21 protein-coding genes are annotated in these 20884 nt (G+C 54.8%); 8 read left to right on the forward strand and 13 right to left on the reverse strand.

Going from position 1 to position 20884, the window contains the following annotated elements; translation table 11 throughout:
- Genes AB8846_RS12855 through rfaD form a run of 6 tightly spaced genes read right to left on the reverse strand, consistent with a single transcriptional unit; the run spans position 1 to position 6195 of the window.
- Positions 1–1212 carry an O-antigen ligase family protein gene (locus AB8846_RS12855; RefSeq protein ID WP_370732857.1) on the reverse strand — a complete coding sequence of 404 codons (1212 nt, stop codon included), beginning with the start codon at positions 1210–1212 and terminating at the stop codon, positions 1–3.
- On the reverse strand, positions 1200–2108 hold the full coding sequence (locus AB8846_RS12860; protein WP_370732858.1) for a glycosyltransferase family 2 protein: 909 nt from the start codon (positions 2106–2108) through the stop codon (positions 1200–1202). The genes AB8846_RS12855 and AB8846_RS12860 overlap by 13 nt, the downstream gene beginning before the upstream one ends.
- Before the next feature lie 5 nt (positions 2109–2113).
- Positions 2114–3223 carry a glycosyltransferase family 9 protein gene (locus tag AB8846_RS12865; protein ID WP_370732859.1) on the reverse strand — a complete coding sequence of 370 codons (1110 nt, stop codon included), beginning with the start codon at positions 3221–3223 and terminating at the stop codon, positions 2114–2116.
- Between the two features lie 3 nt (positions 3224–3226).
- On the reverse strand, positions 3227–4210 hold the full coding sequence (rfaC, locus tag AB8846_RS12870) for a lipopolysaccharide heptosyltransferase RfaC (protein WP_370732860.1): 984 nt from the start codon (positions 4208–4210) through the stop codon (positions 3227–3229).
- 3 nt (positions 4211–4213) lie between these two features.
- Positions 4214–5260, reverse strand: a complete 1047-nt coding sequence (gene rfaF / locus AB8846_RS12875) for an ADP-heptose--LPS heptosyltransferase RfaF (RefSeq protein ID WP_063145462.1) — start codon at positions 5258–5260, stop codon at positions 4214–4216.
- A gap of 2 nt (positions 5261–5262) precedes the next feature.
- The gene (gene rfaD, locus AB8846_RS12880; protein ID WP_370732861.1) at positions 5263–6195 is read right to left on the reverse strand and encodes an ADP-glyceromanno-heptose 6-epimerase; all 933 of its coding nucleotides are present in this window, start codon (positions 6193–6195) and stop codon (positions 5263–5265) included.
- A gap of 215 nt (positions 6196–6410) precedes the next feature.
- Here rfaD and kbl point away from each other — a divergent pair, with 215 nt between their 5' ends.
- Together kbl and tdh are read left to right on the forward strand one after the other, a co-directional pair.
- The gene (gene kbl / locus AB8846_RS12885; protein ID WP_032661893.1) at positions 6411–7607 is read left to right on the forward strand and encodes a glycine C-acetyltransferase; all 1197 of its coding nucleotides are present in this window, start codon (positions 6411–6413) and stop codon (positions 7605–7607) included.
- 9 nt (positions 7608–7616) lie between these two features.
- Entirely contained in the window at positions 7617–8645 is a 1029-nt protein-coding gene (gene tdh / locus AB8846_RS12890; RefSeq protein WP_032650737.1) for an L-threonine 3-dehydrogenase, read from the forward strand.
- Positions 8646–8672: 27 nt separating this feature from the next.
- Here tdh and AB8846_RS12895 read toward each other — a convergent pair whose 3' ends face one another.
- Complete coding sequence (locus tag AB8846_RS12895; RefSeq protein ID WP_370732862.1) at positions 8673–9587, reverse strand: hypothetical protein; 915 nt, start codon at positions 9585–9587, stop codon at positions 8673–8675.
- Positions 9588–9602: 15 nt separating this feature from the next.
- Positions 9603–10808, reverse strand: a complete 1206-nt coding sequence (locus AB8846_RS12900; protein ID WP_370732863.1) for a glycosyltransferase — start codon at positions 10806–10808, stop codon at positions 9603–9605.
- A gap of 205 nt (positions 10809–11013) precedes the next feature.
- Here AB8846_RS12900 and AB8846_RS12905 point away from each other — a divergent pair, with 205 nt between their 5' ends.
- A complete protein-coding gene (locus tag AB8846_RS12905; RefSeq protein WP_370732864.1) occupies positions 11014–11814 on the forward strand; it encodes a glycosyltransferase family 2 protein in 801 nt (266 codons plus the stop codon).
- Between the two features lie 3 nt (positions 11815–11817).
- On the opposite strand, the gene AB8846_RS12910 is transcribed toward AB8846_RS12905, so the two are convergent.
- The 3 genes from AB8846_RS12910 to gpmM are packed head-to-tail and all read right to left on the reverse strand — an operon-like array spanning position 11818 to position 15591.
- Positions 11818–12750 (reverse strand): divergent polysaccharide deacetylase family protein, encoded by a 933-nt coding sequence (locus AB8846_RS12910; protein ID WP_370732865.1) that lies wholly within the window; start codon positions 12748–12750, stop codon positions 11818–11820.
- Between the two features lie 3 nt (positions 12751–12753).
- Complete coding sequence (gene envC, locus AB8846_RS12915) at positions 12754–14013, reverse strand: murein hydrolase activator EnvC (protein WP_235836568.1); 1260 nt, start codon at positions 14011–14013, stop codon at positions 12754–12756.
- Between the two features lie 33 nt (positions 14014–14046).
- Complete coding sequence (gene gpmM / locus AB8846_RS12920) at positions 14047–15591, reverse strand: 2,3-bisphosphoglycerate-independent phosphoglycerate mutase (RefSeq protein ID WP_331413859.1); 1545 nt, start codon at positions 15589–15591, stop codon at positions 14047–14049.
- Positions 15592–15838: 247 nt separating this feature from the next.
- Between gpmM and AB8846_RS12925 the strand changes: the two genes are divergently transcribed.
- The 5 genes from AB8846_RS12925 to cysE all read left to right on the forward strand — a co-directional run bounded on the left by AB8846_RS12925 (position 15839) and on the right by cysE (position 18948).
- Positions 15839–16270 carry a rhodanese-like domain-containing protein gene (locus tag AB8846_RS12925; protein ID WP_023309913.1) on the forward strand — a complete coding sequence of 144 codons (432 nt, stop codon included), beginning with the start codon at positions 15839–15841 and terminating at the stop codon, positions 16268–16270.
- Positions 16271–16281: 11 nt separating this feature from the next.
- Positions 16282–16533: a glutaredoxin 3 gene (grxC, locus tag AB8846_RS12930; protein WP_023309914.1), complete on the forward strand. Its 252-nt coding sequence runs from the start codon at positions 16282–16284 to the stop codon at positions 16531–16533.
- A gap of 32 nt (positions 16534–16565) precedes the next feature.
- Positions 16566–17033: a protein-export chaperone SecB gene (gene secB / locus AB8846_RS12935; protein ID WP_003860835.1), complete on the forward strand. Its 468-nt coding sequence runs from the start codon at positions 16566–16568 to the stop codon at positions 17031–17033.
- On the forward strand, positions 17033–18052 hold the full coding sequence (gene gpsA, locus AB8846_RS12940) for an NAD(P)H-dependent glycerol-3-phosphate dehydrogenase (protein WP_023334039.1): 1020 nt from the start codon (positions 17033–17035) through the stop codon (positions 18050–18052). The genes secB and gpsA overlap by 1 nt, the downstream gene beginning before the upstream one ends.
- 74 nt (positions 18053–18126) lie before the next feature.
- A complete protein-coding gene (gene cysE, locus AB8846_RS12945) occupies positions 18127–18948 on the forward strand; it encodes a serine O-acetyltransferase (RefSeq protein ID WP_008502718.1) in 822 nt (273 codons plus the stop codon).
- Positions 18949–18980: 32 nt separating this feature from the next.
- Here the strand turns inward: cysE and trmL are convergent, their stop codons facing one another.
- Entirely contained in the window at positions 18981–19451 is a 471-nt protein-coding gene (trmL, locus tag AB8846_RS12950; RefSeq protein WP_023334040.1) for a tRNA (uridine(34)/cytosine(34)/5-carboxymethylaminomethyluridine(34)-2'-O)-methyltransferase TrmL, read from the reverse strand.
- A 45-nt stretch (positions 19452–19496) separates the two neighbouring features.
- Positions 19497–20837 carry an MFS transporter gene (locus tag AB8846_RS12955; protein WP_370732866.1) on the reverse strand — a complete coding sequence of 447 codons (1341 nt, stop codon included), beginning with the start codon at positions 20835–20837 and terminating at the stop codon, positions 19497–19499.
- Positions 20838–20884 lie beyond the last annotated feature (47 nt).

Raw genomic sequence — 20884 nt, forward strand, 5'->3', positions numbered from 1 at the left:
TTAACGTTGTCTGGTTTGCGAAAAAGGTGTACTCAGTGCAAACACGGTGACAAAGAAGATTAAGGCTTCTGAGCTCAATAGTATGACGTCCGTCAGGCCATAGAGTAATAAAAGAAGCATGGCCGTCAGCAGCAGGCCATTTCTGTTTTTAAGCGCGTAAGCGATCATCGATATATAGAAGAATAATAATATCGCTAGCCCTGGGATCCCCTGCAGAGAGTATTTTTCGATAAGCTCATTGTGCAGATGTATCCTAAGAAATCCGAGTGCGGAAACCAGGTGGGGATGGCCCTCTTTAACGTAATGCTGTGACCAAACCTCGCGATCTTCAATTGACTGTCCTAGTGGGTGAGAAAGTCCGTTCTGAATACCGACTATCCACATGGAAAAACGCGCTCCGAGTGACGTGGCGTCGTTGCCTTTTTGGTATCTTTCCAGTTCCATCTGCGTTTGATCTATCTTTGGCGAGATCAAGGGTTTGTAACTAACAATAACAATACCTGCCACTATACATAAGAAAATTAGCATCGTTTTAAGATGAATTCTTCTGAAGTGGTAAAGTGTGAGCACAATCGCCAGAAGCAAATATAGCCCCATTGCGGCGCGTGTTCCTGTAAAAAGGATAACAAACCAGGAAATTAAGATGGTGAGACCCGCAACAACATACAGTTTTCTGTTTTTTTGAAGATAAAGACTGTATACCAACGCCAGTGACAGGACAGAGTAAACATAGGCCGATACGGTAGGGCGATTTATGGCCATCTCGACACGATCCACACCCTGCGTCGCCTGCCACAAGCCATAACCTGTGGCGAGGACAAATCCCGCACTTACCGCAAACAGGAAATATTTCTGGAAAGAGGTTTTATCGATGTAGCTTTTAAACCGGTCAAGGTAGAAAACGAGAATGCTCGCTAAAATCAGTTTCTTACTGGCACCAAGATAATCGCTATAAGCGTTTAAACCTTCGCTATGATATTCATACACCATATACCAGATAAGGTTGAGCAACCCTACTAACAAAATGGGAAGTGCGATAGAAAAGGGACGCAGTGTGATTTTTTTATATTCGCAAGCTAAACCGATAATACTGGCATAAATTGCAATATAGAAAAACTCTCGTTGCTTACCTGAACTCAGCAGCGCCAGCGCAAGCGAAATAAGGCTCAGAATCAGCGTAAGCTGATAAAGCCGCAGTTTTACTTTTTCCATAATGCTTCAATGACCCTTTTTTTGTAGCTGAAACGTACATCTCTGGAGAAGAAGAAAGAGAAAGAATAAAGTGCGTTTACCCGCTGTTTCACCAGTTTTAGTTGCAGGTCGGTCAGATGCTGACGGTGATTACTGTAGATATCAAACCAGTGACAATTAACAAGTTGCTTAAAAGAATGCGGGAATGTTTTTTCCATTTGCAATGTGCAATCAATCAACGTCGCGATTTTACTGGCATCGAGTCGGCTCGACAAACTGTCGCCACGTTTGATGTAATAATAGTGTCCCTGACGCTGATAGACTATTTTACTCGATTGCATCAACATGCCGGGAAATACGGCGAAATCTTCATAGCAGACCATCGAAGGAATCGGGTTGCTTGCGTACAATTTCCGATGAATGAACTGCCCGATGAGGTGTGCCTGAAAATCTTTGTGCTGCAGGAACCGCTTTATTGCCTCATGTTGTGACAAAGCAACAGGAGAGAACCCCTGCCAGTCGGCGGTGATTTTTTTGGTGTCACGAACTTCCAGCAGGCGCGTCAGTAGCATATCAGGGCGCTCTGTTTTGAGGTATGCCACGGCGTCCCGGATGCTGCCCGGTTTCAATCGGTCATCGCTATCCAGCATGGTGATGTATTCACCTGAGGCCAGCGAGACGGCACTGTTTCGAACATGACCAACGTTACGGTACTCAACGTATCGGGCTTGCGCATTCGGAAACGTTGGCAGCCATGCCTCAATAATATCCTGTGTTGAGTCATCGGAACTGTCATTAAAGATAATGATCTCTACATCATCGCCCGCACCATTAATCGCGTTTTGCAGGCTTTCCAGGGTGGCGTTAAGCGTATCTTTGGCGTTATGCGCGGCAATAATGATGCTTAGAAAAGCCATAATAATTAGTTTCCCAGAGCATCAAAGGTGTTTGCGGTTGCGTTAATTGTTGATAACCCGCAAATAAAATGTTTGAGGTCACGTAGCGATTCGTCTGTTACAGCGAAGAGTTCTTCCCGGCTCTGTGAGAAGTAATATCGTGTTTCAAAAACATATGAGCAAATGTTGTCATCATTACCAATCAGCAACACGTTGCCGAGCGGACGCTGTTCATAGTGGCAGCAAGGCCCGAACAATAAGATTACCGGCACCCCGACAGCATCGGCAATGTAGACATTCCCCGAATCAGACGCGATATAGCAATCCATTTTAGAAATGGCCCACGGCAGCTCTTCAAGGGAGATTTTGCCAATCATATTAATAAAGTTGGGCAGTTCACCATAATCGCGGGTGATATCATCCATCCACGATTGTTCATTCGGGGCGCCAAACACATAAAATTCGCAGGGCAGATCCGCGAGACGATCGGCAATTTGCTTCCAGATGACTGGCGGAACGGTTTTCGCTTTATTCCCTGCGGCGATACTGATGCCAATGCGGATCACGCCCGGTTTATCGAGGATTGCCGGATAGGTCGCGGGTTTAAACAGTGGCTTTGTGGCGTGCTTGGGAGAGTCTTGCCAGCTCAGAGCGCGATCGGCCAGTTTCAGATAGTTCGTGACCGTCAGCGTCTTTCTACCGTGTTCAACAGTACCGTCTGCCGTTGCATAGAAAATCCCGTGATACCATCTGCGCGTGTAAATGCTTAAAAACTGTTTGTTTTTAGCATTACACACGGAGGCAAAAAAGAGGTTCACGCTGTTAGGCTGCAGAAGATAGACATTGTCATAGCGGTTCATGATCCGGCAGGCAAAGACCAGCTTTCGCCACAGGTTACGCTTATGCTGCTCGATAAAAAAAATCTCATCGATCGTCTCATCATGCTTCGCCAATGCACCGACGCTACGACTGACGAGCACGTCGCTTTTTTGCAGGTATGCCAGAAGGGGCGTTGCATTAACAAAATCGCCGATTTTTGCCGTCTGAATGACCAGGTTTTTACCTGTCTCTTTGCGGAACATCTTCCGGATAAGCTTCACCGGAAAGAGTAAAATCAGCAGAAATACGTAACTCATGCGTTAGATATCCCTGTTGGAAAGCCAACGGCTGCCCTGTAAAAATGAAAAAATAGCATCTGCGCTGATATCCTTCGTTTGCTGGGTCGGGCTGACCATCTGATGCTGGTTTTTACCGTAACCCCCGATCAGTCCAGGATCGGTCGGACCAAAAATCGTAATATTCGGGCGATCCAGCGCCGCGGTTAAATGGCTTAAGCCTGTATCAACGGAAACAACAGCATTCGCCCCCGCCAGCTGCGCTGCAACCTGCGCCAGGGTGAGTTTCGGCAATACCTCGACGTGCGCAAAACCTGCTGCCAGACGCTCTGCGCGCTGCCGCTCATGTTCGGCGCCCCACGGGAGTTTAATATGGATGCCGGTGGGTTGCATTAATTCTATCAGGCTTCGCCAGTGCGTTTCCGGCCAGTGTTTATCGTCGCGCGTTGTGGCATGCAGGAAGACAAGATAAGGCTGGGCAGAGGGATCTGTATTGCGCAAAAAGTGCTGCGCAATGGCGTAGTCACCCTGGGTTTCCGGTTTCGCATAGCCCAGGCTTTTTGCAAACAGCTCGCGGGTACGTTCGACGGCGTGCTGCTGCTTTGCGATGTGGTGGTGGCGGTTATAGAACAGGCTCGCCAGCGGTTCGCGGGCGGTGTGCCAGTCCATGCCGTGCTTTACGCCGTGCGCCAGACGCGTCACCAGCGCGGCGCTTTTCACCAGCCCCTGGGCGTCGATGATAGCGTCGTAGTGCTGTGCCTGCACCGCTTCGCGAAAGGCTTTGCGTTCGGCTTTAATCGGCGCGGAGAACCACGCTTTGCGCCAGCGGCGTATCGCCACCGGGATCGCGCGGTCAACCGCTTCATGCCAGGTGGGGATCTGCGCGAAGCCTTCTTCCACCACCCAGTCAAAACGAATGCCGGGAACGGCCCGCATGGCGTCCGTCAGTGACGGCAGCGTATGCAGAACATCGCCCATAGAAGAGGTTTTAACGATCAGTACCCGCATTCGTTATCCTTCTTCGCTCAACAGCAGTTCGTTAAGCTCCTCGAGAACGCGCTCTGGCGTAATGTCGATCAGGCTCTGATGGTAGCCTTCTGCGGCATCGCCTTTGCGCACTTTGTGGTAGCCGGTGATCAGGCGGATGACGCGCGCTTTATGAGAAAGCGGGGGCGTGAAGTCCGGGCTACTTGGGCCATACAGCGCCACCAGCGGGCGGTTGAGCGCGGCAGCGACGTGCATCAGGCCAGAGTCGTTGCTGACCACGGCCTTACAGGCGGAAATCAGAATAACCGCCTGCTCAAGCTGCGTTTCGCCTGCCAGGTTACGGCACCAGGCCTGCTGTTCATTACTGAGCGTCGCGAGAATTTCGTTGCCAGCCTCGTGGTCTTTTGCCGAACCGAACAGGACAATCTGGTAGCCTTCGTCAATCAGCTGTTTCGCCAGCTCCGCGTAGTGATAGTGCGGCCAGCGTTTTGCCGGGCCGAACTCGGCGCCAGGGCAGAAGCCAATCATCGGGCGTTCAGACGAAAGACCAAACGCGTTACAGGTCTGGGATTTTTCACCGTCGTTAACCTGAAGCTGTGGCCAGAGCAGCGGCTGCGGCAGGTCTTGCGCACTGCGCATCACGCCTTTGTCATAGGCCAGCGCCACATAGCGCTCCACCATCAGCGGCCAGGCCTCTTTATCCAGCACCCGCGCATCGTTCAGCAGGCCGTAGCGCATTTCGCCGCGCCAGCCGGTGCGATGTGGGATGCCCGCAAAAAAGGGCACCAGGGCGGATTTAAAGGAGTTTGGCAGGACATACGCCCGATCGTAGCGCTTCTCGCGCAGGCTATGGCCGAGCTTGCGGCGTTCGCCGATTTCCAGCGCCCCGTGGCCAAGCGGCATCGGGATGGCTTCATTCACTTCCGGCATACGCGACAACAGCGGACGGCACCATGCGGGTGCCATCACGTCGATTATCGCCTGGGGATAACGCGCCTTGAGCGTGCGGTAGAGACTTTGCGACATCATCATGTCGCCCACCCATGACGGGCCGATCACCAGAATCTTCATACTTATGCGTCGCGGTTCAGCCAGACCATATATTCCGTTACGCCTTCGGCAACGGTCTTAAACGGCTTGTCGTAGCCTGCGGCGCGCAGGTTGGTCAGATCGGCCTGCGTGAATGCCTGATAACGGCCTTTCAGTTTTTCCGGGAACGGAATGTACTCAAGGCTGCCTTTCTTGTGGTACGCCAGCGCTGCGTCAGCCACCGCCTGGAAGGATTCCGCGCGGCCGGTACCGAGGTTGAAGATGCCGGATACGCCGTTTTCCCAGAACCACAGGTTCACTGCGGCAACGTCGCCCACGTAAACGAAGTCGCGCTTAAAGCCGTCGCTGCCTTCGAACAGTTTTGGACTTTCGCCGTTATTCAGCTGGGTGTTCAGGTGGAACGCTACGCTTGCCATGCTGCCTTTGTGGCCTTCGCGCGGTCCGTAGACGTTGAAGTAACGGAAGCCGACGATCTGCGAGTTCGCTTCTGGCAGAACCTGACGCACGTACTCGTCGAACAGGAATTTAGAATAACCGTAGACGTTCAGCGGCTGCTCATATTCGCGGGACTCGATGAAGTCCGAGGTGCGGCCGCCGTAGGTTGCCGCGGAGGAGGCGTACAGGAACGGAATTTCACGCTCCAGGCAGTAGTGCAGGATCTCTTTAGAGTACTGATAGTTGTTGTCCATCATGTACTTGCCGTCCCACTCGGTGGTGGAAGAACACGCACCCTCGTGGAAGATGGCTTCGATCTCGCCGAACTCTTCGCCTGCCATAATCTGGATAAGGAAGTCTTCTTTATCCATGTAGTCAGCGATGTTCAGATCCACCAGGTTGACGAACTTGGTGCCGTCTTTCAGGTTGTCAACCACCAGGATGTCGGTGATGCCTTTGTCATTGAGAGCCTTAACAATATTGCTGCCGATAAAGCCCGCGCCGCCGGTAACGATGATCATAACTGTAACCTTTGAAGTGTGAAGCCCGGGGACAATCCCGGACGCTAATGTCTCTATCATATCATTAGTATGGCTGCCCTTCAGCCATTCACCTTCACAGCGCAGGGGTACGCGTGATTTATGCTGCAAAAACGACAAGAGATGACGTGTCATCTCGTCATGAACTATAGGTTTGGGTAATATGTCCCGAAATTTGCCGAGTCTGGAGAATTGCAATGCGTGGTGATTTTTACAAACAGTTAAACAGCGACCTCGACACCGCACGTGCGGAAGGGTTGTTCAAGGAAGAGCGTATTATCACGTCTGCCCAGCAGGCGGACATCACCGTTGCCGACGGCAGCCATGTGATCAACTTTTGTGCGAACAACTACTTAGGTCTTGCGAATCACCCTGAGCTGATTGCCGCTGCAAAAAACGGCATGGATACCCACGGTTTCGGCATGGCCTCCGTACGCTTTATCTGCGGTACGCAGGACAGCCACAAGCAGCTTGAGCAAAAGCTGGCGAGCTTCCTCGGAATGGAAGATGCGATTCTGTACTCCTCCTGCTTCGACGCCAACGGCGGTCTGTTTGAGACCCTGCTCGGCGCAGAAGATGCGATTATCTCCGACGCCCTGAACCACGCCTCTATCATCGACGGTGTACGCCTGTGCAAAGCGAAGCGTTTCCGCTACGCCAACAACGACATGGTTGAGCTGGAAGCGCGCCTGAAAGAGGCTCGTGAAGCAGGTGCTCGCCACGTGCTGATCGCCACCGACGGCGTATTCTCCATGGACGGCGTGATTGCCAACCTGAAGGGCGTGTGCGACCTGGCGGATAAATACGACGCGCTGGTGATGGTCGATGACTCTCACGCGGTCGGTTTTGTCGGCGAAAACGGCCGTGGTTCCCACGAATACTGTGACGTGATGGGTCGCGTGGACATTATCACCGGTACGCTGGGCAAAGCGCTCGGCGGCGCGTCCGGCGGCTATACCGCCGCGCGTAAAGAGGTGGTTGAGTGGCTGCGCCAGCGCTCCCGTCCGTACCTGTTCTCCAACTCCCTGGCGCCCGCCATTGTCTCTGCGTCTATCAAGGTGCTGGAGATGGTGGAGTCCGGCGCTGAGCTGCGCGACCGCCTGTGGTCCAACGCCCGCCTGTTCCGTGAAAAAATGAGCGCCGCAGGCTTCACCCTGGCCGGTGCTGACCACGCGATCATTCCGGTGATGCTGGGCGATGCGGTCGTCGCGCAGCAATTTGCCCGCGAGCTGCAGAAAGAAGGGATTTACGTCACCGGGTTCTTCTTCCCGGTGGTGCCAAAAGGTCAGGCGCGTATCCGCACCCAGATGTCTGCGGCGCATACGCCTGAACAAATTGAACGTGCGGTGGAAGCCTTTACCCGCATCGGTAAACAGCTGGGCGTCATTGCCTGAGGACGTGTGATGAAAGCGTTATCCAAACTGAAAGCGGAAGAAGGAATTTGGATGACCGACGTGCCGGAACCGGAAGTCGGTCATAACGATCTGCTGATCAAAATTCGTAAAACGGCTATCTGCGGTACTGACGTTCACATCTACAACTGGGACCAGTGGTCGCAGAAAACCATTCCGGTTCCGATGGTTGTCGGTCACGAATATGTCGGCGAAGTGGTGGGTATCGGCCAGGAAGTAAAAGGCTTCAAAATTGGCGACCGCGTCTCTGGAGAAGGCCATATTACCTGCGGTCACTGCCGTAACTGCCGCGGCGGACGTACGCACCTGTGCCGTAATACCATTGGCGTGGGCGTAAACCGTCCGGGCTGCTTCGCGGAATACCTGGTGATCCCGGCGTTTAACGCGTTCAAAATTCCGGACAATATCTCTGACGATCTGGCCTCCATCTTTGACCCGTTCGGCAACGCGGTGCACACGGCGCTCTCCTTCGACCTGGTGGGTGAAGACGTGCTGGTCTCCGGCGCGGGCCCAATCGGCATTATGGCCGCTGCCGTGGCGAAGCACGTGGGCGCGCGCAACGTTGTGATCACCGACGTGAACGAATACCGTCTGTCGCTGGCGCGCAAAATGGGCGTCACCCGCGCGGTTGACGTCTCGAAAGAGAGCCTGACCGACGTGATGGAAGAGCTGGGCATGACCGAAGGCTTTGACGTGGGTCTGGAGATGTCCGGCGCGCCACCGGCGTTCCGCACCATGCTCGACACCATGAACCACGGCGGCCGTATCGCGATGCTGGGTATCCCGCCGTCAGATATGTCTATCGACTGGAACAAGGTCATCTTCAAGGGGCTGTTCATCAAGGGCATTTATGGCCGCGAGATGTTCGAGACCTGGTATAAGATGGCGGCGCTGATCCAGTCCGGTCTGGATCTGTCCCCGATTATTACTCACCGTTTCTCCATTGATGAGTTCCAGCAGGGCTTCGACGCGATGCGTTCCGGCCAGTCAGGGAAAGTGATCCTGAGCTGGGATAAGTAATCAAAAAGGGGCCTGAGGCCCCTTTTTTCATTGATTCTTTTTCTCTTCGTCCGTCAGGTAACGCACCTTGCGGGTGTAGTCCTGACCTTTGAACAACAGTTTGTTATCCGGCGATTCAAGATACTTCTGCCATTCGGAGAGAGGGAAACCGCCGTGTGCGCCAATCACCTCTTTCGGTACAACGGCTTCCTGACCACCGATCTTCTTGGAGACCGGCCAGTTCATCCAGTCGCCCAGGTTAACCGTTTTTAGATCCAGCATGTCCAGCAGCGCGGCGAGCGGCAGCTGATCGGTCGGCGGCTGCGTGTCGTCCATCAGCTCCCAGGTATCCTGGAACAGCGTCAGCCACAGCGGGCAGATGCGGCGCCAGGTTTTTTTGGTTGCCGCAAGAAACGCGCCGTTAACGTGATCGACCAGATACGGACGCACCGTCTCTTTGTAATACGCCGGCACTTTCTCCGCTGGCGCACCGTCAAGTTTGGCAATCATTTTGCCCTGACGGAAGCTGGAGTAGATGTGCATGTCGGCCATGTTGATCTCTGGCATTTTCAGCAAGTTGAGATCGGAATCGATCATCAATATGCCTTCACCACGCGCCTGCAGCGGGGCGTTAAGCTTCACCAGACGGCTGAGGTAGATTTGCTTATAGCGGTAACCTTCCTCACGAACCGGAAGGTTAAGCGTCACTACGCGTGTTTTCGGCGGCAGCACCCCAAAAGCGGATTCAGGCTGATCGCTGACGATGACGATTTCGCTCACCCCGGTGGCATAACGTTCCGCGAAGGTGGCAGAGAGTAATGCTTCTTCAACGAAATCTGCGCCGGTACACGGAATCACAATAGAATCCACCGCAGCAAGTGCGCCCGTCGCGGGCAGAGAGCTGTAAGGAATGTTGTGTCGCCCGGTGATATGACGATAGCGAGCATTAAGAAATTTAAACATAGTTATCTCGTTTGGTTAGCGCGCGCCAAGCACGGCTTCGACACCGCTGACATAGTTTTCGATGGCATAGGTATGACAAACGTTCTGGTATGCGGCCGCAGCCAGTCGAGCCCGCAGATCCGCGTCTGCCCAGATATTGTCCAGATGCTGTGCAAGCTGTGAAACATCGCTCCAGGGGAAGAGCAGCCCTGTCGAATCATGGTCAATTAATTCCGCCGTGCCGGTCACCTGAGAGCCAATCACGGGGATATTGAGAAGCATCGCTTCCAGCACCACGCGCGGCAGCCCTTCGCTTTTTGAGGCGAGAATAAAGGTGTCAAACGTAGCGAGGTAATCAAACGGGGTATTCTGAAAGCCGGTGAAAATGACGCGGGATTCAATTCCCAGCGCTCGGGCCTGTTCCGCTAAAGCGCGGCGTTCGGCACCTTCGCCGACCAGCACCATTTTCCATTTCGCCTGGGGATGCTTCTGGCTGAACTGCGCCAGCGCCTCCAGCGTGTGGTGGTTGGCTTTGCGAGGGATTAAAGACCCGATACTGCCGAACACAAACGTGTCGTCATCGATGTTCAGGCGCTGGCGCATCGCGCGTCGGTCAGGTAAAGGCTGGTGGATGTCGATGGCATTATTGACCGTCGTACACAGTTCGGGCCGGACGCCATGCTGAAGCAACACGCGTTCAACGCCGTGCGAGACGGCGATGATTTTTGTGGCATGGGCATTAACCAGCTTCACCAGCGGTGGGGTCAAAACAGGTTCAATACGGCAGTGCTGAATCAACCGCGCCTGCAGTTTTGCCGCCGCGAGATAGCCTTCCTCATTTGAGCCCGGTTGATTATTCATATAGAGCGTATCGAAACCGCCCTGGGTGAAAAGGGTTTCGATCTTGCTGACGTTAGGCCTGATGCGCCACATAGTATCCACATGACGTGTTAATGCCTTGCGGGCGCTGCGTGAGAAAAACAGCAGGCTACGTCCCGCTTCCTTCAGCAATTTGGCCCAGAGCGGCTGCTGACGTTGAGGGATCACGATGAGCGGGATGCCGATGCCGTTGAGCACCTGGCCAATTGTCTCACCTCCAGCACGACTATAATCACTGTAAAAACAACAGGTAATATCGAATTTATCGCGATTGATTCGCTTCAGGAGCTCAAGCATACTGTTGGTGCCTCCCCCCCATTCTTTACCCGTGTCCAGGAGGAGAATTTTACTTTTGTGCGGCATGTCTGAATCCGTGTGCTACCCTTCATCTGACTGCATTATAAAGAATCTGTTGAAATAAAATAGATTTTTCTATTTTATTGCGCTTCAGGATTAGACAAAATTTCAAACGCGCTTATTTGAAAAGTGTGATTCAGGACTTTAATCATCTCTACTCATTTATATAGTATTAATAATATTAATTTAGGCTGCTATTGAGAGTGGAAAAATGTTTAAAATAACGGTCTGCTTATTAACATTTAATTCTGAAAGATTATTGCACGATGTTATCCCGCCTCTTTTAAAAATAGCGGATGAAGTTGTCGTGGTCGATTCAGGCAGTACGGACAAAACACGATATATTTGTGAAAGCTTTGGGCTGCTACCCGTATATAAAAAATTTGGCTGGCATGGCGAGCAGATGAACCATGCCGTATCGTTAGCCAGCAATGACTGGGTCCTGTGCATCGACAGCGACGAAATTCTTGACCAGGAAACGGTTAAGGCCATTTTAACGTTAAAAGCAGGCGATGAGCCAGACCCCGGAATGGCATGGCGAATATGCCGGCACTGGTTTGTTCTGGGGGAAGAAGTCCGCACGATCTATCCTGTTTCATCCCCTGATTACCCTGTGCGTCTTTTTAACCGTAAACAGTCCCGGTTTAATAACCGACCGGTAGACGATCAGGTCGAAGGTTTTCTCCGTTGTGAGCGTATTCCGGGCTATGTAAAACATGATACGTTTCCCACGCTGCATGAGCTTTTTAACAAATTAAACTGTTATTCAACCCGCCTGGTTCAGCATCAAAAAATACGGCCCTCTATCGGGCGCGGCGTAATCAGCGCCATCGGCGCTTTTTTCAAATGGTATCTGTTTAGCGGCGCCTGGCGTCAGGGCAAAGTGGGGGTGGCGACAGGACTGTATGCCACAGCCTATAGCTTTTTGAAGTATTTCAAATCCTGGTATCAGCATCAGGAGAAAAAAGAGTCCGTTGCCAACGAGCAGACGGACTCTCAGATTGCGAAATAAGCGTCAGGCTTTCTTACCCCATCCCTGCCACTGCTGCTGGACGTATTTCACCAGCGTACTGTTGCTGATGCTGTCTCCGATGACGGAGAAGAAGCGGGTCGCATAGACCGGTTCAAGCGGTTGCTTCGGTGCACAGCGCTTCACGCCGCGGAACGGATTACGCGGCGCCGTCGGGACGGGCTGCGCAGAATTCGGTGTGGAGGTATCCACCTGCGGCTCGTTCAGCAAATCGCTCGGGCGTACCAGCGTGATATCGGAAGGCAAGGTCGGCAGCATTTGCTGCAGGACGCGAACGGTAGAAGGGTGCGGGTGACCGATGGCAATGGCTGAGCCATTGCGGCGGGCCAGCTGTACCGCGCGATTAAACTGCATGCGTATATCGGCTTCGTTCTGGGTATCATCCAGGAACACCTTACGCTTAATCACCTTTACGCCCGTTCCCTGAGCGGCACGCATCGCCTGGCTGTTGCCGATGGTCATGCTGTCGAGGAAGTAGAGGTTGTAACGCTCCAGCGCCTGCATCACTTTGAGCATCCCGTACAGGCTTGACGTCATCGCGCTGCCCATATGGTTGTTCAGTCCTACGGCATACGGCACTTTGTTGTAGGCGTCGCGGATGATGCGCTCGATCTCCTCGCTGCTCATATCCGGGCGCAGGGTATCTTTTTCCAGCGGCTGCTTGCTGAGTGGGGCCATTGGCAGGTGGATCAGCACCTGATGACCGCTGCTGTGGGCTTTGGTCGCCATCTCGCGCGCGTGGGGGGCATTCGGAAGGACGGCGACAGAGATGGCCGACGGCATCGCCAGCACCTGATTTTCATAGTGTGGACGATAACCGAAGTCATCAATCACGATAGCGAGTTTACCTGCATATACCGGTGCAGCCAGCGCCAGCGCGCTGACGACGGAGAAAACCAATCGACGAAATTGAAGCAAAACTTATCTTCCCAACCACGGCTGTGGATTGACCGCCTGACCCTGGCGACGAATTTCGAAATAGAGTGACGGGCGGCCCTGACCGCCACTGCTGCCCACAAGGGCGATGGGTTGGCCTGCGCGCACCTGCGTGCCCACGCTGACCAGCGCGCTCTGGTTGTAGCCGTAAAGGCTCATATCACCTTTACCGTGTTCGACCACCACCACCAGTCCGTAACCCTGCAGCCAGTCGGCCAGAATCACGCGGCCATCGGCAATGGCTTTCACTTCGCTACCTTCAGACGCACCGATAACGATCCCTTTCCAACGTAGCTCACCCTGCAGCTGTTCGCCATAGCGATGCAGAATTGAACCGCGAACGGGCCAGAAAGCCTGACCGCGAGGAGAGCCCAAACCGCCGGTACGCGACATCAGAGAACGTTCGCTCTCGCTTGGCTTGTAGGTAGTCCCTTTGCGGGACGCTTCCTGCTGCTTGTCGCGAACGGCCTGCGCCTCGCGAGCCTCTTTTTCGGCGCGCGCTTTCGCCGCCGCTTCCGCACGGGCGATGCTGTTACGCAGTTTTGATTCGTTGGCGCGCATTTCGCTCAGCTGGCTCTGACCTTCCTGAATGGAGGATTCAAGCCCGGAAAGGGTTTTCTTACGCTCGTTGCGAGCCTGCTCAAGCTTCGCCTGCTGGGCCTGCTGCTCGTAGAGCAGCGTCTGCTGCTGGCTCTGCTTCTCTTCCAGCTCGGCTTTTTGCGTGGAGACCTCTTCGCGCGTCTGCTTCAGCTGCGCGATCGTCTCCTGACGCGCCTGGTTGAGATAGCCAAAGTAGGCCTGCAGGCGCTGGCCGCGCTGGCTCTCTTCGCCGCTGAGGATCAGCTGGAGTCCGGTATGTTCACCCTGGCGGAATGCGGCATCAAGCTGTGCGGCAAGATTGCGCTCCTGCGCATCACGCTGGCGCTCGAGTTTGGCAATCGACGCGTTCATCTCGTCGATCTGTTTATTCAGCTGGGCGAGGGTGTTTTGCGTTTCACGGAGTTTACGCGTGGCGGCGGAGATCGCTTCTTCCTGCAGCTTAAGCTGGGCGAGGAGGGCGGAGCGCTGCTGCTGCTGCTGGCGTACCGCACGCTCTTTGGCGGCGATATCGGCCTGAATGGATTTCAGCTGGTCGCGGTCATCCGCGTGGGCGGATGCGGCGCACAGCAATACGCCAGCGCTGAGCGCGCTGGCGTAAAACAGAGGTCTGACTGATAACCTAAGCGGCTTCACGACCCATGTGATTGAAAAAATCGCCTTTCCCCTCATGGGGAGCGATTATTCCACGATGAACAGCGGCTTACCAGTCATCTCTTCAGGGATCGGCATACCCATCAGCGTCAACATGGTTGGCGCGATGTCAGAAAGCTTGCCGCCTTCTACTGCTTTCAGTGATTTATCACCCACATAAATCAGCGGAACAGGCAGGTTGGTATGGGCCGTGTGCGCCTGGCCGGTCGCCGGGTCGCGCATCTGTTCAGCGTTACCGTGGTCAGCGGTGATCAGCAGCTGGCCGCCAACGGATTCAACCGCTTTTGCTACCTGCTCAACGCAGTTGTCCAGCGCTTCAACCGCTTTCACTGCCGCTTCCATCACCCCGGTATGCCCCACCATGTCGCCGTTCGGGTAGTTACAGATGATGGTGTCGTACTTACCGCTCTCGATGGCCGCAACCAGTTTTTCCGTCAGTTCGGCAGAGCTCATTTCTGGCTGCAGATCGTAGGTGGCCACTTTCGGGGAGTTGATCAGAATGCGGTCTTCGCCTTTGAACGGCTCTTCAACGCCGCCGTTAAAGAAGAAGGTGACGTGCGCGTACTTCTCGGTTTCAGAGATACGCAGCTGCGTTTTATCGTTCTTCGCCATCCACTCGCCGAAGGTGTTTGCCAGCGATGCTGGTGGATACGCGCAAGGCGCTTTGATGTCTGCGGCGTATTCAGTCAGCTGGATGAAATCGAGGTTTACCACTTTCTTGCGGGCAAAACCGTCGAAGTCGCTGTTGACGAACGCACGGGTGATTTCACGCGCACGGTCGGCGCGGAAGTTCATGAAGATCAGCGCGTCGCCATCTTCCATGGCGGCATCAGCCTGGCCTTCAGCACGGATCACGGACGCTTTCACGAATTCGTCGTTTTCATCACGTGCGTATGCCGCTTCCAGCGCTTCAACAGCGGTCGCGAACTGGAACTCACCTTTTGCCAGGGTCATCAGGTCATAGGCCTGTTCAACGCGATCCCAACGGTTGTCGCGGTCCATGGCGTAGTAACGGCCAATGATGGACGCTACGCGGCCTTTACCCAGCGCGGCGAATTTCTCTTCGAAGGCTTGCAGAGAGCCTTTTGCGCTGCGTGGTGGCGTATCGCGACCGTCCAGGAAGGCGTGCAGATAGATTTTTTCCGCACCGCGCTCAGCGGCCAGTTCAACCATCGCCATGATGTGATCTTCGTGGCTGTGAACGCCGCCCGCAGAGAGCAGGCCCATGATGTGTACGGCCTTGCCCGCGGCAACGGCTTTATCGACCGCGCCAGACAGCGTTGGGTTGGAGAAGAAGGTGCGTTCTTTGATTTCAACGTCCAGACGCGTCAGGTCCTGATACACGATACGTCCCGCGCCCAGGTTTACGTGACCGACTTCGGAGTTGCCCATCTGGCGGTCCGGCAGGCCCACTTCCAGGCCAGACGCGTCAATCAGCGTATGCGGACGTTTTGCCCACAGCGCATCCATGACCGGGGTTTTGGCGTTGAAAATAGCGTTATCCTGGCTGTCTTCACGGTAGCCATAGCCATCCAGAATCACCAGTACCATAGGTTTTTTAGAAACCGACATTGCGACAACCTCATGCTCAAGAGTCAAAATTTGCGTAATTTTACTACAGCTGAATCGATCAAATAGCCGCAGAAGATCAAAGAAAGCGCAGGGGCAAGGTGCTGACCAGACCATTTTGAGGCATTTTTTTAGGTGGCATGCCGCAGAAAATGGATTAGGTTATGGTCGCTGGCTGTATTTGCCAGAACGCACAGGTATACTCCTGTCCTGGTTTTTTTTATCACTTAGTCGGGAGTAGTTACCCTCCATGCAAGAAATTATGCAATTCGTTAGCCGCCATCCGGTTCTGAGCATCGCGTGGATTGGCCTGCTGGCTGCTGTGCTGTTCACCACATTTAAGAGCCTGACGTCTAAAATTAAGGTTATCACCCGTGGTGAAGCGACGCGTCTGATTAACAAAGAAGATGCCGTCGTGGTCGATCTGCGTCAGCGTGACGATTTCCGTAAAGGTCACATTGCAGGCGCAATCAACCTGTTGCCAGCTGAAATCAAAGCGAACAACGTCGGTGAGCTTGAGAAACACAAAGCCCAGCCGATTATCGTTGTCGATGCGACCGGCATGCAGGCACAGGAATCTGCCAGCGCGCTTCATAAAGCAGGCTTCGAAAACGTAACGGTGCTGAAAGAAGGTATTTCCGGCTGGAGCGGGGAAAATCTTCCTTTAGTTCGCGGTAAATAAGGAGTTCAGTCATGGCCAATATTGAGATCTATACCAAAGCGACGTGCCCGTTCTGTCATCGTGCGAAAGCGCTGCTGAACAGCAAAGGCGTCACGTTCCAGGAACTGCCGATTGACGGTGACGCGATTAAACGCGAAGAGATGATCAAACGTAGTGGTCGTACGACGGTTCCGCAGATTTTTATTGATGCGCAGCACATTGGCGGCTGTGATGACTTGTATGCGCTCGACGCCCGTGGTGGACTCGATCCGCTGCTGAGCTAAGAGACTTTAGGACAATTAAAAAGGGTATTTCCATGTCAGAACAAAACAACACCGAAATGACTTTCCAGATCCAGCGTATCTACACCAAGGACGTCTCTTTCGAAGCGCCAAATGCGCCACATGTTTTCCAGAAAGATTGGCAGCCAGAGGTTAAACTTGATCTGGATACCGCATCTACCCAACTGGCAGATGACGTGTATGAAGTCGTGCTGCGTGTGACCGTTACCGCGTCTCTGGGCGAAGAAACCGCATTCCTGTGTGAAGTACAGCAGGGCGGCATCTTCTCTATCGGCGGTATCGAAGGCAACCAGATGGCGCATTGCCTGGGTGCGTACTGCCCGAACATTCTGTTCCCGTATGCGCGTGAATGCATCACCAGCCTGGTTTCCCGCGGTACATTCCCGCAACTGAACCTTGCGCCAGTTAACTTTGATGCGCTGTTCATGAACTATCTGCAGCAGCAAGCTGGCGAAGGTGCTGAACAACATCAGGATGCCTGATGAGCACTGTTAATGCGTCAATGACTGTGATCGGTGCCGGCTCATACGGCACCGCTCTTGCCATCACGCTGGCAAGAAATGGTCACGAAGTGGTTCTCTGGGGCCACGACCCAAAACATATCGCAACGCTGCAACGCGATCGTTGTAACGTCGCGTTTCTCCCGGACGTTCCGTTCCCTGACTCCCTGCACCTTGAAAGCGACCTTGCCACCGCGCTGGCGGCCAGCCGCAACATTCTGATTGTGGTCCCGAGCCATGTATTTGGCGACGTGCTCCGTCAGATTAAGCCGCTGATGCGCCCGGATGCGCGCATTGTCTGGGCGACAAAAGGACTGGAAGCCGAAACCGGACGCCTGCTGCAGGACGTTGCCCGCGAAGCGCTGGGTGATGCGATCCCGCTGGCGGTCATCTCCGGCCCGACCTTTGCCAAAGAGCTGGCCGCTGGCCTGCCGACGGCGATTTCGCTGGCCTCCACCGATCAGGCCTTCTCCGACGATCTTCAACAGCTGCTGCACTGCGGCAAGAGCTTCCGCGTCTACAGCAACCCCGATTTTATCGGCGTGCAGCTGGGCGGTGCGGTGAAGAACGTGATTGCGATTGGTGCCGGGATGTCAGACGGCATTGGTTTTGGTGCCAATGCGCGTACGGCGCTGATCACCCGAGGGCTGACCGAAATGTCCCGCCTGGGCGAAGCGCTGGGTGCCGATCCGGCCACCTTTATGGGGATGGCTGGCCTGGGCGACCTGGTGCTGACCTGTACCGACAACCAGTCTCGTAACCGCCGTTTTGGCATGATGCTCGGACAGGGCAGCGATGTAAAAGGCGCGCAGGAGAAGATTGGTCAGGTGGTTGAAGGCTACCGCAATACCAAAGAAGTCCGCGAGTTGGCGCACCGTTTCGGTGTCGAAATGCCAATAACCGAGGAAATTTATCAGGTATTGTATTGCGGAAAAAATGCGCGCGAGGCAGCATTGACCTTATTAGGTCGTGCGCGCAAGGACGAGCGCAGCAGTAACTAGTCGGAACCGTTGTCACCTGAATGACCCAGCCAGCGCAGAACTGGCTGGTCATTAACTATCGTCTGGAGTAAGCAATGCCGTGTGAAGAACTGGATATCGTCTGGAACAATATTAAAGCCGAAGCCCGGGCGCTGGCCGACTGCGAGCCTATGCTGGCCAGTTTCTACCACGCGACGCTACTCAAGCACGAAAATCTTGGCAGCGCGCTGAGCTATATGCTCGCCAACAAGCTGGCTTCCTCGATCATGCCTGCTATCGCCATCCGTGAAGTGGTGGAAGAAGCTTATGCCGCAGACCCGGAAATGATCGCCTCTGCCGCCTGCGATATTCAGGCCGTACGCACGCGTGACCCGGCGGTCGATAAATATTCTACGCCGCTGCTGTACCTGAAAGGCTTCCACGCCCTGCAGGCTTACCGCATCGGCCACTGGCTGTGGAATGAAGGCCGCCGCGCGCTGGCGATCTTCCTGCAAAACCAGGTTTCCGTGACGTTCCAGGTCGATATTCACCCGGCAGCGAAAATTGGCCGCGGGATCATGCTCGACCACGCCACCGGGATTGTCGTCGGGGAAACGGCGGTCATTGAAGATGACGTCTCGATCCTGCAGTCGGTCACCCTGGGCGGTACCGGTAAAACCAGCGGCGATCGCCATCCGAAAATTCGTGAAGGGGTGATGATTGGCGCGGGTGCCAAAATCCTCGGCAACATCGAAGTCGGGCGCGGTGCGAAGATCGGCGCAGGCTCCGTGGTGCTCCAGCCTGTGCCACCGCATACTACTGCCGCTGGCGTACCGGCACGCATCGTCGGTAAACCAGACAGCGATAAGCCGTCCATGGACATGGATCAGCACTTCAACGGCATTCACCATACCTTCGAGTATGGTGACGGCATCTGAGATTTTGCCCGGTGGCGCTGCGCTTACCGGGCCTACCTTAATATGGCGCCCTGGTAACCCAGCTGGCGCCAGGCTTCATACACCACCACCGACACCGCGTTCGACAGGTTCATGCTGCGGCTGTCCGGCATCATCGGAATACGGATTTTCTGCTCGGCGGGCAGGGCATCCAGAATCGTGGCCGGCAGGCCGCGCGTCTCCGGGCCAAACATCAGATAGTCACCTGCCTGATAGCTTACGGCGCTATGCGCTGGCGTGCCTTTGGTGGTCAGGGCGAACATGCGCTGCGGCTTCTCTGCTTCCAGAAACGCGGCGTAATCGTGATGGCGAACGACGGCGGTAAATTCATGATAATCCAGCCCTGCGCGACGCAGACGTTTGTCGTCCCACGTAAAGCCCATCGGCTCAATGATATGCAGACGAAAACCGGTGTTTGCACACAGGCGGATGATATTGCCGGTATTCGGCGGAATTTCTGGTTCGAATAAAACGATGTTAAGCATGCTGCCCCCTTAATTGCGGGGGCAGAATAGCAGAAAAGAGAGGAACTACGCGACGCCGGGTTCCTGCGAGCGGCTGTACAGCATTTTGTAGACGGTTGCCGCAGCGGCCACCAGAGCGGGCACGCTGAGGATCATTAAAATACTGTCTGCCTGCCACTGCATGGAAAGAAGCTGGGCGCTGGTCATGGTTCCCGCCACGCCGCCAAAGCGGCCGATCCCCTGCATCCAGGCGATGCCCGTCGCGCGGCACTCGGTAGGGTAAAAGGTGGCGGCCAGGGTTTGCATGCCCGATTGCGCGCCGTTCATCGCGATCCCCATCAGGAAAATCAACCCGCCAAACAGGGCGATATGGTTATGCTCTATGCCAAGCAAAAGAATGAGGCCCATTGTCAGCACAAAACCGCACGCAACCACCCTGTGCGCCTCCCAGCGGTCCATCATCCAGCCCGCGAGCAGAATGCCTGCGGTGCCGCCGAAGGTGAACAGCGAGGTGAGCCAGGCGGATTCCGCCAGAGCATAGCCCATCCCCTGCATCAGCGTTGGCATCCAGCTCAGCAGGACGTAGTAAATGACCAGGCCCATGAAATAGGTCACCCACAGCATCAGGGTGCCGGGCAGCCAGGGCATGGAAAACAGCTGCGACACGCTCCCTTTTTTAGACGCGACTTTCTCCTCCGCGAGGAAAAAGCCCGAGACGCTCTCCAGCGTGCTGCGGGCGAACCGGCTGGCGATGCGGCGGACCTGCATGACGTCTTTACCGCGCTGCACCAGAAACTTCACTGACTCCGGTAAAAACAGCGCCAGCAGCAGCGTTAAAATCAGCGGAGCAATCGCCCCGGTCAGCAGCACGCTTCGCCAGCCGTGGTGGGGGATAAGCCAGGATGAGATCGCGCCGCCGCCCGCCGCACCCAGAGGGAAGCCGCAGTACATGGTATTAATCGCCATGGCGCGACAGCGCTGGGGGGCAAACTCGGAGATCAGCGTAATGGCGTTAGGCATTGCGGCACCGAGCCCCAGGCCCGTCAGAAAGCGCCACAGCGTGAGCGTATTCAGACTTTGCGCCCAGGCCGTCCCCAGGCTCGCAAGGCCGAAGAACAGACAGGAGAAGACCAGTACGCGCTTGCGCCCCACCCGATCCGATACCGGACCGGCGATCAGCGCGCCCAGCGACAGCCCCAGCAGCGCCGCGCTCAGCACCGGCCCCAGATCCTGTTTATGTATCCCCCATTCTGCCGACAGCGTAGGCGCGATGTAGCCCATCGCTGCCGTATCAAAACCATCGATTGCCAGAACCAGAAAGCCCAGCACGATGAGCAGCCAGTGAAACCCTGAAAAGGGGCTCTCATCGATCACCTGCTGAATATCCACTTTACCTGAATACGCCATACGCTCCACTCCGATCTGATGTTGTTTTTGTGTTCTTGTATTTGCTT

The organism is Enterobacter sp. KB-221C9, from assembly GCF_041320715.1.
Taxonomy (GTDB): Bacteria; Pseudomonadota; Gammaproteobacteria; order Enterobacterales; family Enterobacteriaceae; genus Enterobacter; species Enterobacter asburiae_D.

What these genes read in the sequence shown, in the direction of transcription:
- AB8846_RS12855 (WP_370732857.1), bottom strand. Translation starts at nt 1,212, where the DNA reads ATGGAAAAAGTAAAACTGCGGCTTTATCAGCTTACGCTGATTCTGAGC.
- AB8846_RS12860 (WP_370732858.1), bottom strand. Translation starts at nt 2,108, where the DNA reads ATGGCTTTTCTAAGCATCATTATTGCCGCGCATAACGCCAAAGATACG.
- AB8846_RS12865 (WP_370732859.1), bottom strand. Translation starts at nt 3,223, where the DNA reads ATGAGTTACGTATTTCTGCTGATTTTACTCTTTCCGGTGAAGCTTATC.
- rfaC (WP_370732860.1), bottom strand. Translation starts at nt 4,210, where the DNA reads ATGCGGGTACTGATCGTTAAAACCTCTTCTATGGGCGATGTTCTGCAT.
- rfaF (WP_063145462.1), bottom strand. Translation starts at nt 5,260, where the DNA reads ATGAAGATTCTGGTGATCGGCCCGTCATGGGTGGGCGACATGATGATG.
- rfaD (WP_370732861.1), bottom strand. Translation starts at nt 6,195, where the DNA reads ATGATCATCGTTACCGGCGGCGCGGGCTTTATCGGCAGCAATATTGTT.
- kbl (WP_032661893.1), top strand. Translation starts at nt 6,411, where the DNA reads ATGCGTGGTGATTTTTACAAACAGTTAAACAGCGACCTCGACACCGCA.
- tdh (WP_032650737.1), top strand. Translation starts at nt 7,617, where the DNA reads ATGAAAGCGTTATCCAAACTGAAAGCGGAAGAAGGAATTTGGATGACC.
- AB8846_RS12895 (WP_370732862.1), bottom strand. Translation starts at nt 9,587, where the DNA reads ATGTTTAAATTTCTTAATGCTCGCTATCGTCATATCACCGGGCGACAC.
- AB8846_RS12900 (WP_370732863.1), bottom strand. Translation starts at nt 10,808, where the DNA reads ATGCCGCACAAAAGTAAAATTCTCCTCCTGGACACGGGTAAAGAATGG.
- AB8846_RS12905 (WP_370732864.1), top strand. Translation starts at nt 11,014, where the DNA reads ATGTTTAAAATAACGGTCTGCTTATTAACATTTAATTCTGAAAGATTA.
- gpmM (WP_331413859.1), bottom strand. Translation starts at nt 15,591, where the DNA reads ATGTCGGTTTCTAAAAAACCTATGGTACTGGTGATTCTGGATGGCTAT.
- AB8846_RS12925 (WP_023309913.1), top strand. Translation starts at nt 15,839, where the DNA reads ATGCAAGAAATTATGCAATTCGTTAGCCGCCATCCGGTTCTGAGCATC.
- grxC (WP_023309914.1), top strand. Translation starts at nt 16,282, where the DNA reads ATGGCCAATATTGAGATCTATACCAAAGCGACGTGCCCGTTCTGTCAT.
- secB (WP_003860835.1), top strand. Translation starts at nt 16,566, where the DNA reads ATGTCAGAACAAAACAACACCGAAATGACTTTCCAGATCCAGCGTATC.
- gpsA (WP_023334039.1), top strand. Translation starts at nt 17,033, where the DNA reads ATGAGCACTGTTAATGCGTCAATGACTGTGATCGGTGCCGGCTCATAC.
- cysE (WP_008502718.1), top strand. Translation starts at nt 18,127, where the DNA reads ATGCCGTGTGAAGAACTGGATATCGTCTGGAACAATATTAAAGCCGAA.
- trmL (WP_023334040.1), bottom strand. Translation starts at nt 19,451, where the DNA reads ATGCTTAACATCGTTTTATTCGAACCAGAAATTCCGCCGAATACCGGC.
- AB8846_RS12955 (WP_370732866.1), bottom strand. Translation starts at nt 20,837, where the DNA reads ATGGCGTATTCAGGTAAAGTGGATATTCAGCAGGTGATCGATGAGAGC.